This is a genomic window from Variovorax sp. V116, assembly GCF_041154435.1.
GTDB lineage: Bacteria > Pseudomonadota > Gammaproteobacteria > Burkholderiales > Burkholderiaceae_C > Variovorax > Variovorax paradoxus.
The window spans coordinates 1171146-1187105 of the sequence record NZ_AP028661.1 but is presented as its reverse complement, the minus strand read 5'-3'; the positions used below and the strand labels follow the sequence as shown (position 1 = coordinate 1187105).

The window sequence follows — 15960 nt, the reverse complement described above, 5'->3', positions numbered from 1 at the left end:
CTAGAGAAAGCGCTCCAGCAGCTTGCGCGAGGCGCGGTCGAGCGCCTTCACGTCGGGAATGCGGAACTGCACGCCGTGCGCGCTGGCAATCAGCAGTGCGCCGCCTTCGAGCCGGCGGATGTCTTCCTCGGCCTTGAGCACGAAGCTGGTGTCACCGCGGTCGGTGCTCACGGTCCAGGTGCTGGGCACGCCGAAGCTCGACACGCCATGCAACTTGAGCAGCGTGGGTGCAAAGTCGCGCACCGCGAGCTCCTGTTCGAGCAGCGCGCGCGCCGCCGCCGGCAGGGCCTCGAGGCGGTCGATCCAGACCAGCTCGCGGCCTTCGCTGCCGACCAGCGACACGCCCTCGCCGGGCGCGCTGAGCGGAAAGGCGCGCACAGGCGTCACGCCCACGTGGCGCTCGCCCTCGGCATCGGTCAGCACCAGGCGGCCGAAGGCATCGCGCTCGAGGTCGAAAGTGGGAATGGTGTCGTTCATCATGCGTCTCCGGCGGGATGGGCCGCATGGCTGATGACCAGGGGCAGCTGCGCGCCGGCGCGTTCGTCGACGGCGCCTTCGCTCGCCTCCTCGTCGGCCTGGCGCAGCTGCGCCTGGTAGAGCCGCCAGTAGGCGCCCTGCTTCTCCATCAGGGCGTCGTGCGGACCGACCTCGACCACCTCGCCGCGGTCCATGACCACCAGCCGGTCGGCCTTGCGCAGCGTCGAGAGGCGGTGCGCAATGGCGATGGTGGTGCGGCCCTGCACGAGGTTGTCGAGCGCCTTCTGGATTTCCTTCTCGGTCTCGGTGTCCACGGCCGAGGTGGCCTCGTCAAGGATCAGGATGCGCGGGTCGATGAGCAGCGCGCGCGCAATGCTGATGCGCTGCCGCTCGCCGCCCGACAGGCCCTGGCCGCGCTCGCCCACCAGCGAGTCGTAGCCGTGCGGCAGGCGCAGGATGAAGTCGTGCGCATGCGCGGCGCGCGCGGCGGCCACCACTTCGGCGCGTGTGGCGTCGGGCTTGCCGTAGGCGATGTTCTGCGCGATGGTGCCGAAGAACAGGAACGGCTCCTGCAGCACCAGCCCCACGTGGCGCCGGTAGTCGGCCACGGCAAAGCGGCGGATGTCGGTGCCGTCGACCTTGATGGCGCCGTCGGTCACGTCGTAGAAGCGGCAAATCAGGTTGACCAGCGTGCTCTTGCCCGAGCCGCTGTGGCCCACCAGGCCGATCATCTCGCCGGGCTCGATGGTCAGGTCGAGGTCGTGGATCACGGCGCGCGAGCCGTAGCGAAAGCCCAGCCCGCTCATCTCGATGCGGCCCTGCACGCGCTCGATCTTCACCGGGTTGGCGGGCTCGGGCACGTTGCTCACGTGGTCCAGGATGTCGAAGATGCGCTTGGCGCCGGCCGCCGCCTTCTGCGTGACCGAGACGATGCGGCTCATCGAATCGAGCCGCGTGTAGAAGCGGCCGATGTAGGCAATGAAGGCCGTGAGCACACCCACCGTGATGCTGCCGCGCGCCACCTGCCAGATGCCGAAGCCCCAGACCACGAGCAGGCCGATCTCGGTCAGCAGCGAGACGGTGGGCGTGAACAGCGACCAGGTGCGGTTGAGCTTGTCGTTGACCTGCAGGTTGTAGGCGTTGGCGACGCGGAAGCGCTCGGCTTCGCGGCGCTCCTGCGCAAAGGCCTTGACCACGCGGATGCCCGGGATGGTGTCGGCCAGCACGTTGGTCACCTCGGACCACACGCGGTCGATCTTCTCGAAGCCGGTGCGCAGCCGGTCGCGCACCACGTGGATCATCCAGGCGATGAAGGGCAGCGGCACCAGCGTGACCACGGCCAGCAGCGGGTTGATGGAAACCAGGATGACCGCGGTCATCACGATCATCAGCACGTCGTTCGCAAAGTCGAGCGCGTGCAGCGAGAGGAACACGTTGATGCGGTCGGTTTCCGAGCCGATGCGCGCCATCAGGTCGCCGGTGCGCTTGCCGCCGAAATAGTCGAGCGGCAGCGTGAGCAGGTGCTCGTAGGTGGTGGTGCGCAGGTCGGCGCCGATGCGCTCGGACACCAGCGCCAGCAGGTAGGTGCGCGCCCAGCCCAGGCCCCAGCCGACCAGCGCCGCGCCCAGCAGCCCGCTCAGGTAGAGCCCGACGCGCGCCGGGTCGATCTTCTGCCCGTTCTGGAACGGAATCAGGATGTCGTCCATCAGCGGGATGGTCAGGTAGGGCGGCACCAGCGTCGCGGCCGTGGAGACCAGCGTCAGCAGGAAGCCTGCGATCAGCTGCTTGCGGTAGGGCTTGGCGAAGCGGCCGAGCCGCAGCAGCACCCAGGTGGAGGGCGGTGCCTGGAGCTCGGCGTCGGGCAGGGCCAGGTCGTCGCCGTCGGGCTCGGCTGTCGCCTCGGCGACAGTGCCGTTCTCGCGCTGGCCGAAGAGCTTGAGTAGCCGCAGCGCGGCCGGCTGGCTCGCCAGCGTGTAGCGCCAGCGCGCAAGGCGCCCTTCGGCACCCACCAGATCGAGCGTTCCAACGCCCGAATGGTCGCTCAAATGCAAACGGAGGGCCGAATCTGATAGTGTCCACTCACACCACTGGCCATCCGGTTGCAGCGCCAGCAGCCGCCGGTCGGTGAGGGCCACGAGCCCAAAGGTAAACAGAAGTTCATCGTCAAGGTCAACCGGCAGTGTGACCAGAACGTTTTCCGCGGCTGCGAGCCGGCTTTTCAGCGCGTCTGAGGCCGCCTCGATTTCGCCCTCCCGGGTGCCGACTGGATCGTGATGTTGCATTGTGTTTCTTTGACTCTTGCCCGTCGCGGGCCGCAGGGACCGCGCCATGGCGTCCTTTGTCGGGCGCCGATTCTGACCGATTGCCATGGGCGCGCTTGAAGGCGCCGCGGTGCTCGGCCAAAGCACATCGAACGTTTGCATGACCCGTTTCGACGACATCCGCCTGCTGCGCATCAACTATTTGCGCGGTCCGAACCTCTGGACCTACCGGCCCGTGCTGGAAGTCTGGCTCGACCTGGGCCAGCTGGAGGACTACCCCTCCAACAAGATCGACGGCTTTACCGACCGGCTCACGGCGCTGCTGCCGGCGCTCATCGAGCACCACTGCGGCGTGGGCGAGCGCGGCGGCTTCATCCAGCGGCTGACCGAAGGCACCTGGTCGGGCCACGTGCTGGAGCACGTGGTGATCGAGCTGCTGAACCTGGCCGGCATGCCGACCGGCTTCGGGCAGACCCGCAGCACCTCGGAGCACGGCGTCTACCGCATGGTGTTCCGCGCGCGCGACGAGCAGGTGGCCCGCGTGGCGCTGGCCCAGGGCCACCGCCTGCTGATGGCGGCGATCAACAACGATCCCTTCACCGCAGACGACGTGCAGAAGGCGGTCGATGCGGTCAAGGCCAAGGTCGAGGACTGCTACCTGGGCCCGAGCACCGCGGCCATCGTGTCCGCCGCCACCGACCGCGGCATTCCGCACATCCGGCTCAACAGCGGCAACCTGGTGCAGCTGGGCTATGGCGCCAACCAGCAGCGTATCTGGACCGCCGAGACCGACTACACCAGCGCCATCGGCGAATCGATCGCGAGCGACAAGGAGCTGACCAAGTCGCTGCTCGCGAGCTGCGGCGTGCCGGTGCCCGAGGGCCAGGTGGTGGCCAGCGCCGAGGAAGCCTGGGAAGCGGCCGAGGACATCGGCCTGCCGGTGGTCGTGAAGCCCTCGGACGCCAACCACGGCCGCGGCGTGTCGCTCGAGCTGACCACGCGCGACGAAGTCATGGCCGCCTTCGCGGTGGCCGAGCCCGAAGGCAGCGACGTGATGGTCGAGCGCTTCATCCGCGGCCACGAACACCGCCTGCTGGTGGTGGGCGGCGAGGTGGTGGCGGCCGCGCGCGGCGAGATCATCACCGTGACCGGCGACGGCAAGAGCACCGTGGCCGAGCTGATCGACAAGCAGCTCAACAGCGATCCGCGCCGCGGCGCCGAAGAGGAATACCCGCTCGACCTGATCGTGCTGGACACCGACGCCAAGCTGCAGCTCGAACTCAAGCGCCAGGAGCTCGACGGCGCCTCGGTGCCGGCGGCCGGCCGCGTGGTTACGATCCAGCGCAACGGCAACATGGCCAACGACTGCACCGACCAGGTCCATCCTGAAGTCGCGCATGCCGCCGTGCTGGCCGCACGCGTGGTGGGCCTGGACATCGCGGGCATCGACCTGGTGGCACTGGACATCGGCAAGCCGCTCGGCCCGCAGCGCGGCGCCATCGTCGAAGTGAATGCCGGCCCCGGCCTCTTGATGCACCTGAAGCCGGCCGTCGGCTCGCCGCGCCCGGTGGGCCGCGCGATCTGCGACCACCTGTTCCCGGGCGATGCGCCGGGCCGCATCCCCGTGATCGGCGTGGCCGGCTCGCGCGACACCGCGGTGCTCGCGCGCCTGGTCGCCTGGCTCATCAACCTGGGCGGGCGCCACACGGGCCTGGCCTGCCGCGACGGCCTGTTCCTGGAGCGCCGCCGCGTCGATGCGCGCGACAGCGCCAACTGGGAAGCCGGCCGCCGCCTGCTGGTGAACCGCGCGGTGGAAGCCGTGGTGATCGAGAACGGCGCCGAGACCATCCTGCGCGACGGCCTGGCCTACGACCGCTGCGAGCTCGGCATCGTGACCGACCTCGAAGGCGCCGAGGCGCTGGCCGACTACGACATCACCGAGAGCGACCAGATGGTCAAGGTGCTGCGCACGCAGGTCGACGTGGTGCTGGGCGAAGGCACCGCGGTGCTCAACGCGGGCGATCCGCGCGTGGCGGGCCTGGCCCCGCTGTGCGACGGCGCCGTCATTCTCTATGCGGCCGACCCGCAGGCTGCCGCGCTCACCGCGCACCAGGCCGCCGGCGGCAAGGCCGTGCTGGTGCGGCAGGACCGCGTGGTGCTGGCCAACGGCAGCAGCGAATCCTTCCTGCCCGGCCTCGGCCGCCTGACCGTCTGGCGCGCCACGCACGCGGGCGTGAGCCTGGAGAGCGTGCTGGCCGCGGTGGCCGCGGCCTGGGCGCTGGGCATTCCGCTGAACCTCATCGGCGCCGGCGTCGAGGCCTTCGAGGCCGACCTGCAGGCGGCGCTGGCCTCGCTGCAGCTTTCGCAGACACAGCCGCTTTCGTCCCCCCAACTGCAACTCGCCTGAAGCGCACCGCCGCCCCATGAAAGTCACCCGTATCCGCGCCTTGCGCGGCCCCAACCTCTGGAGCCGCCACACCGCCATCGAAGCGGTGGTTGCCTGCGAAGGCGACGAGAACGCCATCAGCCGCCTGCCGGGCTTCGAAGCACGCCTGCGCGCGCTGTTCCCCCACATCGGCGAGCTGCATCCGATGGTGCTGGGCCAGCCGATGGCCCTGGCGCACGTGCTCGAGAACGCCGCCGTGGCGCTGCAGGCCCAGGCCGGCTGCGCGGTCAACTTCGGCCACACCTCGCCCACGGTGGAAGAAGGCGTCTACCAGGTCGTGTTCCAGTACAGCGAAGAGGCCGTGGGCCGGCGCGCCATCGAACTGGCCGAACAGCTGATCGCGGCCGCGCAGGCCGACACCGCCTTCGACGCCGCCGCCGCCATCACCGAGCTGCGCGACCTCGACGAGTCCGAGCGCCTGGGCCCGAGCACCGGCTCCATCGTCGATGCCGCCGTGGCGCGCGGCATTCCCTACCGCCGGCTCACCAGCGGCAGCCTGGTGCAGTTCGGCTGGGGCTCCAAGCAGCGCCGCATCCAGGCGGCCGAGGTCGACAGCACCAGCGGCGTGGCCGAATCGATCGCGCAGGACAAGGAACTCACCAAGCAGTTGCTCAACGCGGCCGGCGTGCCGGTGCCGCTGGGCCGCCCGGTTTCGGATGCGCAGGACGGCTGGGCCGCGGCCGTGGAGATCGGCCTGCCCGTGGTGGTGAAGCCGCAGGACGGCAACCAGGGCAAGGGCGTCACGGTCAACATCACGACCCAGGAGCAGCTCACCGCCGCCTACGATTCGGCCGCCGCCTATGGCGAGGTCATGGTCGAGAAATTCCTGCCGGGCTTCGACTTCCGCCTGCTGGTGGTGGGCGACCGCCTGGTGGCCGCCGCGCGGCGCGATCCGCCGCACGTGATCGGCGACGGCAGCGCCACCGTGCGCCAGCTGATCGACGCCGTGAACCTCGACCCGCGGCGCGGCGAAGGCCATGCCACCTCGCTCACCAAGATCCGCCTGGACGACATCGCCATCGGCCGCCTCGAGGCCCAGGGCCTCATGCCCGACAGCGTGCCCGCGCGCGGCCAGCGCGTGGTACTGCGCAACAATGCCAACCTGTCCACCGGCGGCACCGCCACCGACGTGACCGACACCGTGCACCCCGAAGTGGCCGCGCGCGCGGTCGATGCGGCGCAGATGGTCGGCCTGCACATCTGCGGCGTCGACATGGTCTGCGAGAACGTGCTGCGCCCGCTCGAGGAACAGCACGGCGGCGTGGTCGAGGTCAATGCCGCGCCCGGCCTGCGCATGCACATCTCGCCCTCGTTCGGCCGCGGCCGCGCGGTGGGCGAAGCCGTCATGGACACGCTGTTCGCGCATGGCGACGACGGCCGCATTCCGGTGGTGGCCGTGACCGGCACCAACGGCAAGACCACCACGGCGCGCCTCATCAACCACCTGCTCGCATCCAGCGGCCTGCGCACCGGCATGACCAACACCGACGGCGTGTACGTCGACGGCCGCCAGACCGACAGCGGCGACTGCAGCGGCCCCAAGAGCGCGCGCAACGTGCTCATGCACCCCGACGTGGATGCGGCCGTGTTCGAAGTGGCGCGCGGCGGCGTGCTGCGCGAAGGCCTCGGCTTCGACCGCTGCCAGGTGGCCGTGGTCACCAACATCGGCAGCGGCGACCACCTGGGCCTGAACTACATCACCACCGTCGAAGACCTCGCGGTGCTCAAGCGCGTGATCGTGCGCAACGTCGCGCCCGACGGCTACGCGGTGCTCAATGCCGCCGACGTCAACGTCGCCGCCATGGCCGCCGGCTGCCCGGGCCACGTGATCTTCTTCACCGCCGACCGCCAGCACCCCGTGATGGCCACGCACCGCGCGCAGGGCAAGCGCACCGTCTACGTCGACCAGGACACGCTGGTCGCGGCCGAAGGCTCCTGGCGCGAGCGCATCGCGCTGCGCGACGTGCCCATCACGCGCGGCGGCACCATCGGCTTCCAGGTCGACAACGTGATGGCGGCCGTGGCCGCCGCATGGGCCGTGGGCCTGGACTGGGACACCATCCGCAGCGGCCTCGCGAGCTTCCTGAACGACGCGGCCGGCGTGCCGGGGCGCTTCAACGTCATGGACTACCGCGGCGCCACCGTGATCGCCGACTACGGCCACAACACCGACGCCATGCGCGCGCTGGTCTCGGCCGTGGACACCATGCCGGCCAACAAGCGCTCGGTGGTGATCAGCGGCGCGGGCGACCGGCGCGATTCCGACATCCGCGACCAGACCGCCATCCTCGGCCAGGCCTTCGACGACGTGATCCTCTACCAGGACGCGGCCCAGCGCGGCCGTGCCGACGGCGAGGTGATGGCGCTGCTGCGCCAGGGCCTGCAGGGCGCGGCGCGCACGCGCTACATCGACGAGATCCGCGGCGAGTTCGTCGCCATCGACACCGCGCTTGCGCGGCTGCAGCCGGGCGACCTGTCGCTGATCCTGGTCGACCAGGTCGAGGAAGCGCTCGCGCACCTGGCGCAGCGCATCGCGGCGGGCTGACCCGCACCGGGCCGGCCGCGCGCCGGCCCATGCCGGACACGTCCCACACGCAAGGGCGAGTCCGGCCGGGGCTGCTGTCTGTGCCGTCCCACACCCCGCACGGCCTGCACCGGACCACACTGCGTGTCCGGTCGCGCTTTCGGAGGGCGCGCCTCAACCAGGAGCACCCGATGACAACAACAGTTCGTTCCACCCTTTGTGCTGCCGCGCTTCTTGCAGCAAGCGGCCTGCTTTTTTCCGGCGCATCACAAGCGCAGGCGCCCGGCACGGCCGCACGTGCGCAGCAGGAGCGCGCCACCTGCGACGGCGTGCAGCAGGACCGCGCGGCCTGCCTGCGCGAAGCCGGCGCCGCGCGCCAGGAAGCGGGCCGCAACGGCCTCACGAGCGCGAGCCCCGGCCGCTACGACGCCAATGCCATGGCGCGCTGCCGCGAACAGCCCGCGGCCGACCGCGCCGACTGCGAGGCGCGCCTGCAGGGCGGCGCACGCACCAGCACCGAAGGCAGCGTGATGGGCGGCGGCGTCATCCGCGAAACAGTGACACCGCTGCCGGCACAGCCGGTACAGCCGGCCGCACCCGCGCGCTGACCGGCAGGGGCCGCAAGGAACCCGGCGCGGCCCGACTTGTCCAACAGTTTCATGTTTCAGGTCACTCCAAGGAGCACCCCATGAACAGCACCACCCGTTCGATGATTGCCGCCCTGATTGCCGTGGGCGGCCTGGCCGCCGCCACCTCGGCCTCGGCCCAGCCGCGCCGCGGCGATTCCACCTACCAGCAGGAACTCGCGGTCTGCGGCCACAACCAGCAGGACCGCGCGGCCTGCATCCGCGAGGCCGGCGCCGCACGCCAGGAAGCCGCACGCGGCGGCCTGACCAGCGCGCCCGACTACCAGCGCAACGCCCTCGCGCGCTGCGGGCTCCAGCCACCGGCCGACCGCGCCGACTGCGAGGCCCGCGTGATGGGCGGCAGCGGCAACACCCGCGGCAATGTGGATGGCAGCGTGATGGGCGGCGGCGTGATCCGCGAATCGGTCACCACCGTCGTCATGCCGGCACCCGCCGCCGCGATGCCGGCGCCGATGCCCGCGCCTTCGCGGGTCCCGCCGCCGGCCATTGCGCCCATCGCGCCGATGGAGCCGGCGCCGATGCCGGCTCCCATGCCGGCACCGATGCGCTGAAGCGCTGAAGCACGCGATCCAGCGGCGTCCCCGCCGCCCGCACCGGGCGGCGGTGGATGCATGCGCCATGCCCGTCAAGGGCAATGACCTTCGCATGTCACACGACTGTCATAAAGCACGAGGGCGTGCTAGCTATAGTTCTCGGTCTCTGCCTACCGAGGAACACTATCCCATGAATGCCATCAAGGTCGCTCGCCGATTCATAGAAACGGACCCGGCCAACGAGTCGTCCAAAATCCTGGCGCAGCTCGTGTTGGCGCTCGAATCCGAACGCAGCTTCGAGCTGGTCACGCTCTACAGCCTCGACTACAAGAGCTTCGAGCTCGCCATGGACATCCTGAAGGAATGGCGGCTCGACCGCTACTACGCGAGCAAGTCGAAGCTGTTCGACCTGTCCCTGCAAGTGAGCGAGCTCGAGAAGAGCTGAGCCCCAAGCGGCCGGGGCTGCGCGCTCAGACCAGCATCCCTCCGGAAGCTTCGATGCGCTGGGCATTCACCCAGCGACTGCCCTCCCCCAACAAGAGCGCGATCACTCCGCCGATATCGTCGGGCTGGCCCGCGCGTCCGAGCGCGGTGAAACCGGCCACCATCGCGTTCACCTGCGGGTTGTCGCGCACCATGCCTCCACTGAAGTCGGTTTCGATCGCACCCGGCGCGATCGTGTTGGCCGCAATGCCGCGCGCGCCGAGTTCCTTCGCGAGGTAGCGTGTGAGCGTTTCCACGCCGCCCTTCATCGCGGCATAGGCGGATGCACCGGCGATCGAGAACCGGGTGAGCCCCGACGATACGTTGACGATGCGTCCGCCGTCGTTGATGAGCGGCAGCAGCTTCTGCGTGAGGAAGTACGGCCCCTTCAAGTGCACGTTGAAGAGCATGTCGAACTGGGCTTCCGTCGTGTCCTCGAAGTTCGCGTGCAGGCCCACGCCGGCGTTGTTCACCAGGAAGTCGAAGCGCTCGCGCTGCCAGGTGGCAGCCAGCGCCGCCTTCACCGAATCCGCGAATGCGGCGAAGGTCGTGCTGTCCCCGACATCGAGCCTGAGGGCGACGGCGCGGCGCCCCTTCGCCTCGATCTGCGCCACCACCGCCTGCGCGCTGGCGTCGTTCGACACGTAGGTGAGGATCACGTCGACGCCATCGGCGGCGAGCGCCAGCGCGGCGCTGCGGCCGAGGCCGCGGCTGCCGCCGGTGACGAGTGCGATGCGCAAGGGGTTGGCGGTTGTGGAAGCTGTCATTTCAAAGTCCTTGGTGGGTTGATCGATGAGTCGATGGGTGGACTTTAAAAATTACCGTCAGAAAGATAAATTCCGGGAAACTGCGCACACTGTCAACCAAAAAGGAAACAATCCTCGGCCATGAACACCGATGAATTGCGCATCTTCTCGAGGGTGGCCGAGCTCGCGAGCTTCAGCCGTGCTGCGGACCAGCTCGGCCTGACCCGCGCGCGCGTCTCGGTGGCCGTGCAGCAGCTCGAGGAGCGGCTGGGCACGCGGCTGCTGCAGCGCACCACGCGCAGCGTGCGGCTCACCGAGGACGGGGCGCGCTTCCTCGACCGCTGCAAGGACTACCTGGCCGAGGGCGAGCAGCTCGCCACCATGTTCCGTTCGCACGCCGGCGGCCTCACGGGTCGGCTGCGCGTCGACCTGCCGAACGCCATCGCGCGCGACCTCGTCATTCCGCGCCTGCCCGAATTCCTCGCGCGGCATCCCGCGCTCGAAGTCGGCATCAGCACCTCGGACCGCCGTGTCGACCTGGTGCACGAAGGCTTCGACTGCGTGCTGCGCGTGGGCATGCTCGGGGATTCGGAACTCGTCGCGCGGCCGCTCGGTGCACTGCGCATGGCCAATGCGGCGAGCCCCGGCTACCTGCGCGCGCACGGCACGCCCCGCACGCTCGACGACCTGGCGCAGCACCAGGTCGTTCATTTCGCGCAGACGCTCGCCTCCAGCGACGCAGGCTGGGAGTACCTCGACCCCGCCGATGGCGTGTACAGGACATGGCCCGTGGCGGCGACCGTCACGGTGAACGGCACCGACGCCTACCAGGCGGCCGCGCGGGCCGGCCTGGGCCTGATCCAGGCGCCGTTCGCGGGCCTGGAAGCGAGCCTGGCCGCGGGCGGGCTGGTGCAGGTGATGCCGGAGTTCAGCGCGCGCCCGATGCCGGTTTCGCTGCTCTATGCCAACCGGCGCCAGCTCGCACCGCGCGTGCTGGCCGTGATGGACTGGCTGACCGAGATCGTCGCGCCCTACTTCGTCAAGGGGCGCGGCGCCACTGTCAACGCCCCCAGCGCAGCACCATCGGGTCGAGCCGCTTCGCCGTCTCGATCAGGCCGGCGCGCGTCTCGGGGTGCATCGCCGGCAGCGGATGGCGCGGCGCCTCGCAAGCGATCACGCCGCCCTCCTTCATGAGCGACTTGCAGGCCAGGAGGCCCGCCTGGCGGTTCTCGTAGTTGATGAGCGGCAGCCACTGCTGGTAGAGGCGAAGGCCTTGTCGCGGTCGCCCGCGCGGTGCGCCTCGATGATCGGGCGGATGCCGTCGGGATAGCCGCCGCCGGTCATCGAGCCGGTGGCGCCGGCATCGAGGTCGGGCATCAGCGTGATGGCCTCTTCGCCGTCCCACGGGCCTTCGACCGCATCGCCGCCCAGGCGGATCAGCTCGCGCAGCTTCGACGCGGCACCGGCCGTTTCGATCTTGAAGTAGGCGACGTGCTCGATCTCGCGAGCCATGCGCGCGAGAAAGGCCGCCGACAGCAGCGTGCCGCTCGCGGGCGCGTCCTGGATCATGATCGGGATGTTCACCGCATCGGACAGGCCGGCGTAGAACTCGAAGATCTGCGGCTCGGGCACGCGGAAGGTGGCGCCGTGGTAGGGCGGCATCACCATCAGCATGGCGGCGCCCATGTCCTGCGCGCGCCGGCTGCGCTCGGCGCAGATGCGGGTGCTGTAGTGCGTGGTGGTGACGATCACCGGCACGCGGCCCGCCACATGCTCGAGCACCGTGCGCGTGAGCACCTCGCGCTCGTCGTCGGACAGCACGAACTGCTCGGAGAAGTTGGCCAGGATGCACAGGCCGTCCGAGCCCGCGTCGATCATGAAGTCGACGCAGCGCTTCTGGCTCTCGAGGTCGAGCGCGCCCTGTTCGGTGAAGGTGGTCGGCACCACCGGGAAGATGCCGCGGTATCTGGGGGTCATGGTGGATCAGTGTGAATGACGGGGAACGGCGGAGCCTCTGCAGCCCACCAGAAAATCGAAGTCGCAGCCTTCGTCGGCCTGCAGCACGTGGTTGACGTAGAGCTTCTGGTAGCCGCCGCCGCGCGTGCTCATGGGCTGCGCGTCGGCACTGCTGAGCGAAGCCAGGCGCGCGGCCAGCTCTTCGTCGCTGATGTCCAGGTGCAGGCGGCCCGCATCGCAGTCGAGCTCGATCCAGTCGCCGTCGCGCACCGCCGCAAGCGGTCCGCCGTCAGCCGCCTCGGGCGCGACGTGCAGCACCACCGTGCCGTAGGCCGTGCCGCTCATGCGTGCATCCGAGATGCGCACCATGTCCTTCACGCCCTGCCGCAGCAGCTTGGGCGGCAGGCCCATGTTGCCGACCTCGGCCATGCCAGGGTAGCCCTTGGGGCCGCAGTTCTTCATCACCATCACCGAGCTGGCGTCGATCTCGAGGCTCTCGTCGACGATGCGCTCCTTGTAGTGCTCCAGGTTCTCGAACACCACTGCGCGGCCGCGGTGCTTGAGCAGTTCGGGCGATGCGGCCGAGGGCTTGAGCACCGCGCCGCGCGGCGACAAATTGCCGCGCAGGATGCGGATGCCGCCGTCGGCGATCAGCGGCTTGTCGAGCGGGCGGATCACCTCGTCGTTGAGGCTCGGCGCCTCGCGCACGTTGTCCCAGATCGACTGGCCGTTGACGGTGAGCGCGCCGGGGTGCGGCAAGAGGCCGTTCTCGCCCAGGCGCCGCAGCACCGCGGGCAGGCCGCCCGCGTAGTAGAACTCCTCCATCAGGAAGCGGCCCGAGGGCAACAGGTCGACGATGGTCGGCGTGTTGCTGCCGATGCGCGTCCAGTCTTCCAGTTCCAGGTCGACGCCGATGCGCCCCGCAATGGCCTTCAGGTGGATCACCGCATTGGTCGACCCGCCGATGGCGGCATTGACGCGAATGGCATTCTCGAAGGCCTCGCGCGTGAGGATCTTCGACAGCGTGAGCCCCTCCTTCGCCATCTCGACCGCGCGCATGCCCGACATCTGCGCGAGCACGTAGCGCCGCGCGTCGACCGCGGGAATGGCCGCGTTGTGCGGCAGCGAAGTGCCCAGCGCCTCGGCCATGCAGGCCATGGTGGAGGCCGTGCCCATGGTGTTGCAGGTGCCGGCCGAACGCGACATGCCGCCTTCGGCCGAGAGGAACTGGTGCAGGTTGATCTCGCCGGCCTTGAGCGACTCGTGCAACTGCCACACGGCCGTGCCCGAGCCGATGTCCTTGCCGTCGAGCTTGCCGTTGAGCATCGGTCCGCCCGTGACCACGATGGCCGGGATGTCGCAGCTGGCCGCGCCCATCAGCAATGCGGGCGTGGTCTTGTCGCAGCCCGTGAGCAGCACCACCGCATCGACCGGGTTGCCGCGGATGGCCTCTTCGACGTCCATGCTCGCAAGGTTGCGCGTGAGCATGGCGGTGGGCCGCAGGTTCGATTCGCCATTGGAGAACACCGGAAACTCGACCGGAAAGCCGCCCGCCTCCGAGATGCCGCGCTTCACATGCTCGGCGATCTTGCGGAAGTGCGCATTGCAGGGCGTGAGCTCCGACCAGGTGTTGCAGATGCCGATGATCGGCCGGCCGTCGAACTCGTGGTCCGGTATGCCCTGGTTCTTCATCCAGCTGCGGTACATGAAGCCGTTCTTGTCGGCCGAGCCGAACCATTCGGTCGAGCGCAGCTTCTTCTTGGGGGTGTTGTCCGGCATGCGGAAGTTTCCTGAAAGCGAGAAAGAAAAAAAGCGTCAGCGCCGTGGCGCACGCGAAGTGAAGAAGCGCTGCAGCAGGCAGAACACGAAGAGCAGCGCACCCACCACGATGCGCGTCCACCACGAGCTCAGCGTGCCGTCGAAGGAGATCAGCGTCTGGATGATCCCGAGCATCAGCACGCCGAACAGCGTGCCCGCCACATAGCCGACGCCGCCCGTGAGCAGCGTGCCGCCGATCACCACCGCCGCAATCGCATCGAGCTCCAAGCCCAGCGCATGCAGGCCGTAGCCCGAGAGCATGTAGAAGGTGAAGATCACGCCCGCGAGCGCCGAGCAGAAGCCCGACAGCGTGTAGACGCCGATGATGGTGGAGCGCACCGGCAGGCCCATCAGCAGGGCCGACTGCTCGCTGCCGCCAATGGCATACACCGCGCGGCCGAAGGGCGTGCAGTGCGCAATGAACACCGCCGCCAGCAGCACGCCGATGGCGATCACCGCGCTGATCGACAGCGAAGCCTCGCCCCAGACCGGAATGCGGATCTGCGAGACCTCGGCATAGAAGGCGTTGGTGATGCTGATGGAGTCGATGCTGATCAGGTAGCAAAGCCCGCGCGCCAGGAACATGCCCGCGAGCGTGACGATGAAGGGCTGCAGCCTGAAGCGCTCGATGAGCAGTCCCATGAACGCGCCGAAGGCCGTGCCCATGGCCAGCACCAGCGGAATGACCACCGCCGGGCTCCAGCCGTGCTTCTCGACCAGCGAGGCCGACACCATCGTGGTGAGCGCGATCACCGAGCCCACCGACAGGTCGATGCCGCCCGAAAGAATCACGAAGGTCATGCCCACGGCCACGACGATCAGGAAGGCGTTGTCGATCAGCAGGTTGAGGAACACCTGCGCCGAGAAGAAGCCGTCGTAGAACACCGAGCCCAGCGTGGCCACCAGCACGAAGAGCGAGATGGTTGCGGCCAGCGGCAAATACTTGGGATTGAACCCTGCCCTGCCCCCTCTTCCGCTCGCGGGAGAGGGCTGGGGTGAGGGTGCCGCTTCGATCACCGCGCTCATGCCCGTTCCCCCTCATGCACCGGCCGCTGCACCAGCGTGCGCACTTGTGCCCGGAACTCCGGCGATTGCAGCAGCATCACCGCGAACACCACCACCGCCTTCACGACGAGGTTGATCTCCGGCGGCACGCCCAGCGAATAGATTGCATAGGTCAGCGTCTGGATGATGAGCGCGCCGATCACGCTGCCCATGAGGCTGAAGCGTCCGCCCGTGAGCGCGGTGCCGCCCAAGGTCACGGCCAGGATCGCGTCGAGCTCCAGCAGCTGGCCGGCGTTGTTGCCGTCCGCGCTCTTGACATTGGAGCTGATCAAAAGGCCCGCCACGCCCGCGCACAGCCCGCAGAACGCATAGGCGCCCACGACGAGCCTGCGCGCCTGCACGCCGGCCACGCGCGCGGCCGTCGGGTTGATGCCCACCGCCTGGATGAAGAGCCCGAGCGCCGTGCGCGTGATGGCCAGGTAGAGCAGCACGAACACCGCGGCCACGATGAACAGCGAGAACGGCAGGCCCAGCAGGTAGCCGCTGCCGAGGAAGAAGAAGGGCTTGTAGTAGATGGTGATGATCTGCCCGTCGGCGATGAGCTGCGCAACGCCGCGGCCCGCCACCATGAGGATCAGCGTGGCAATGATCGGCTGCATGCCGACCTTGGCCACCAGCATTCCGTTCCAGAGGCCGCAGAGCAGTGCAACGCCCAGGGCCGCGAGGATCGCAAGCGGCATCGGGAACCGGCTCACGTCGCTCGCCACCGAGCCGCCGATCATCCAGGCCGCGACGGCCGCCGCAATGGCCACGACCGCGCCCACCGAGATGTCGATGCCGCGCGTGGCAATCACCAGCGTCATGCCCAGCGACACCAGCACCAGCGGCGCCGCGCGGTTGAGGATGTCGACCAGGCTGCCGTACAGATGGCCGTCGCGCCATTCGAGGTGCAGGAAGCTGGCGTTGAACGCGGTGTTGACCGCGAGCAGCAGAAGCAGCGTGACGATGGGCCAGGCGAGGCGGTGGCTCATGAAGGAGGAGAGGCGTGTCATGTGTTCCGCCTT

The 15960-nt window shown here is 69.2% G+C and carries 12 protein-coding genes and 2 pseudogenes; 7 read left to right on the top strand and 7 right to left on the bottom strand.

The genetic code is table 11. The annotated features are described in order from the left end of the window. Together ACAM58_RS05470 and ACAM58_RS05465 are read right to left on the bottom strand one after the other, a co-directional pair. The gene (locus ACAM58_RS05470) at positions 1-477 is read right to left on the bottom strand and encodes a DUF1854 domain-containing protein (protein ID WP_028253971.1); all 477 of its coding nucleotides are present in this window, start codon (positions 475-477) and stop codon (positions 1-3) included. Further along, on the bottom strand, positions 477-2522 hold the full coding sequence (locus ACAM58_RS05465; protein WP_369664231.1) for an ABC transporter ATP-binding protein: 2046 nt from the start codon (positions 2520-2522) through the stop codon (positions 477-479). The genes ACAM58_RS05470 and ACAM58_RS05465 overlap by 1 nt, the downstream gene beginning before the upstream one ends. A gap of 54 nt (positions 2523-2576) precedes the next feature. On the opposite strand from ACAM58_RS05465, the gene ACAM58_RS05460 reads away from it, so the two are divergent. The 6 genes from ACAM58_RS05460 to ACAM58_RS05435 all read left to right on the top strand — a co-directional run bounded on the left by ACAM58_RS05460 (position 2577) and on the right by ACAM58_RS05435 (position 9333). After that, positions 2577-2708: a hypothetical protein gene (locus tag ACAM58_RS05460; RefSeq protein ID WP_268969206.1), complete on the top strand. Its 132-nt coding sequence runs from the start codon at positions 2577-2579 to the stop codon at positions 2706-2708. A 190-nt stretch (positions 2709-2898) separates the two neighbouring features. Next, the gene (gene cphA, locus ACAM58_RS05455) at positions 2899-5145 is read left to right on the top strand and encodes a cyanophycin synthetase (RefSeq protein WP_012746208.1); all 2247 of its coding nucleotides are present in this window, start codon (positions 2899-2901) and stop codon (positions 5143-5145) included. Positions 5146-5161: 16 nt separating this feature from the next. Next, positions 5162-7729, top strand: coding sequence for a cyanophycin synthetase (cphA, locus tag ACAM58_RS05450; protein WP_018903581.1), 2568 nt, complete (start codon positions 5162-5164; stop codon positions 7727-7729). Between the two features lie 170 nt (positions 7730-7899). Further along, positions 7900-8316, top strand: coding sequence for a hypothetical protein (locus tag ACAM58_RS05445; protein WP_028253969.1), 417 nt, complete (start codon positions 7900-7902; stop codon positions 8314-8316). Positions 8317-8396: 80 nt separating this feature from the next. After that, positions 8397-8906: a hypothetical protein gene (locus ACAM58_RS05440; protein ID WP_028253968.1), complete on the top strand. Its 510-nt coding sequence runs from the start codon at positions 8397-8399 to the stop codon at positions 8904-8906. Between the two features lie 172 nt (positions 8907-9078). Then, positions 9079-9333: a hypothetical protein gene (locus ACAM58_RS05435; RefSeq protein WP_018903584.1), complete on the top strand. Its 255-nt coding sequence runs from the start codon at positions 9079-9081 to the stop codon at positions 9331-9333. A 25-nt stretch (positions 9334-9358) separates the two neighbouring features. Here the strand turns inward: ACAM58_RS05435 and ACAM58_RS05430 are convergent, their stop codons facing one another. Further along, on the bottom strand, positions 9359-10138 hold the full coding sequence (locus tag ACAM58_RS05430) for an SDR family NAD(P)-dependent oxidoreductase (RefSeq protein ID WP_028253967.1): 780 nt from the start codon (positions 10136-10138) through the stop codon (positions 9359-9361). Between the two features lie 120 nt (positions 10139-10258). Here ACAM58_RS05430 and ACAM58_RS05425 point away from each other — a divergent pair. After that, a pseudogene (locus ACAM58_RS05425) lies at positions 10259-11125 on the top strand (LysR family transcriptional regulator); the annotation flags it as partial. 52 nt (positions 11126-11177) lie between these two features. On the opposite strand, the pseudogene ACAM58_RS05420 reads toward ACAM58_RS05425, so the two are convergent. The 4 genes and pseudogenes from ACAM58_RS05420 to ACAM58_RS05405 form a co-directional block, all read right to left on the bottom strand. After that, a pseudogene (locus tag ACAM58_RS05420) lies at positions 11178-12094 on the bottom strand (dihydrodipicolinate synthase family protein). Positions 12095-12100: 6 nt separating this feature from the next. Beyond that, the gene (locus ACAM58_RS05415; protein WP_028253965.1) at positions 12101-13852 is read right to left on the bottom strand and encodes an IlvD/Edd family dehydratase; all 1752 of its coding nucleotides are present in this window, start codon (positions 13850-13852) and stop codon (positions 12101-12103) included. 36 nt (positions 13853-13888) lie between these two features. Continuing rightward, positions 13889-14917 carry a galactofuranose ABC transporter, permease protein YjfF gene (yjfF, locus tag ACAM58_RS05410; protein WP_012746199.1) on the bottom strand — a complete coding sequence of 343 codons (1029 nt, stop codon included), beginning with the start codon at positions 14915-14917 and terminating at the stop codon, positions 13889-13891. Further along, positions 14914-15948: an ABC transporter permease gene (locus ACAM58_RS05405; protein WP_028254138.1), complete on the bottom strand. Its 1035-nt coding sequence runs from the start codon at positions 15946-15948 to the stop codon at positions 14914-14916. The genes yjfF and ACAM58_RS05405 overlap by 4 nt, the downstream gene beginning before the upstream one ends. Positions 15949-15960 lie beyond the last annotated feature (12 nt).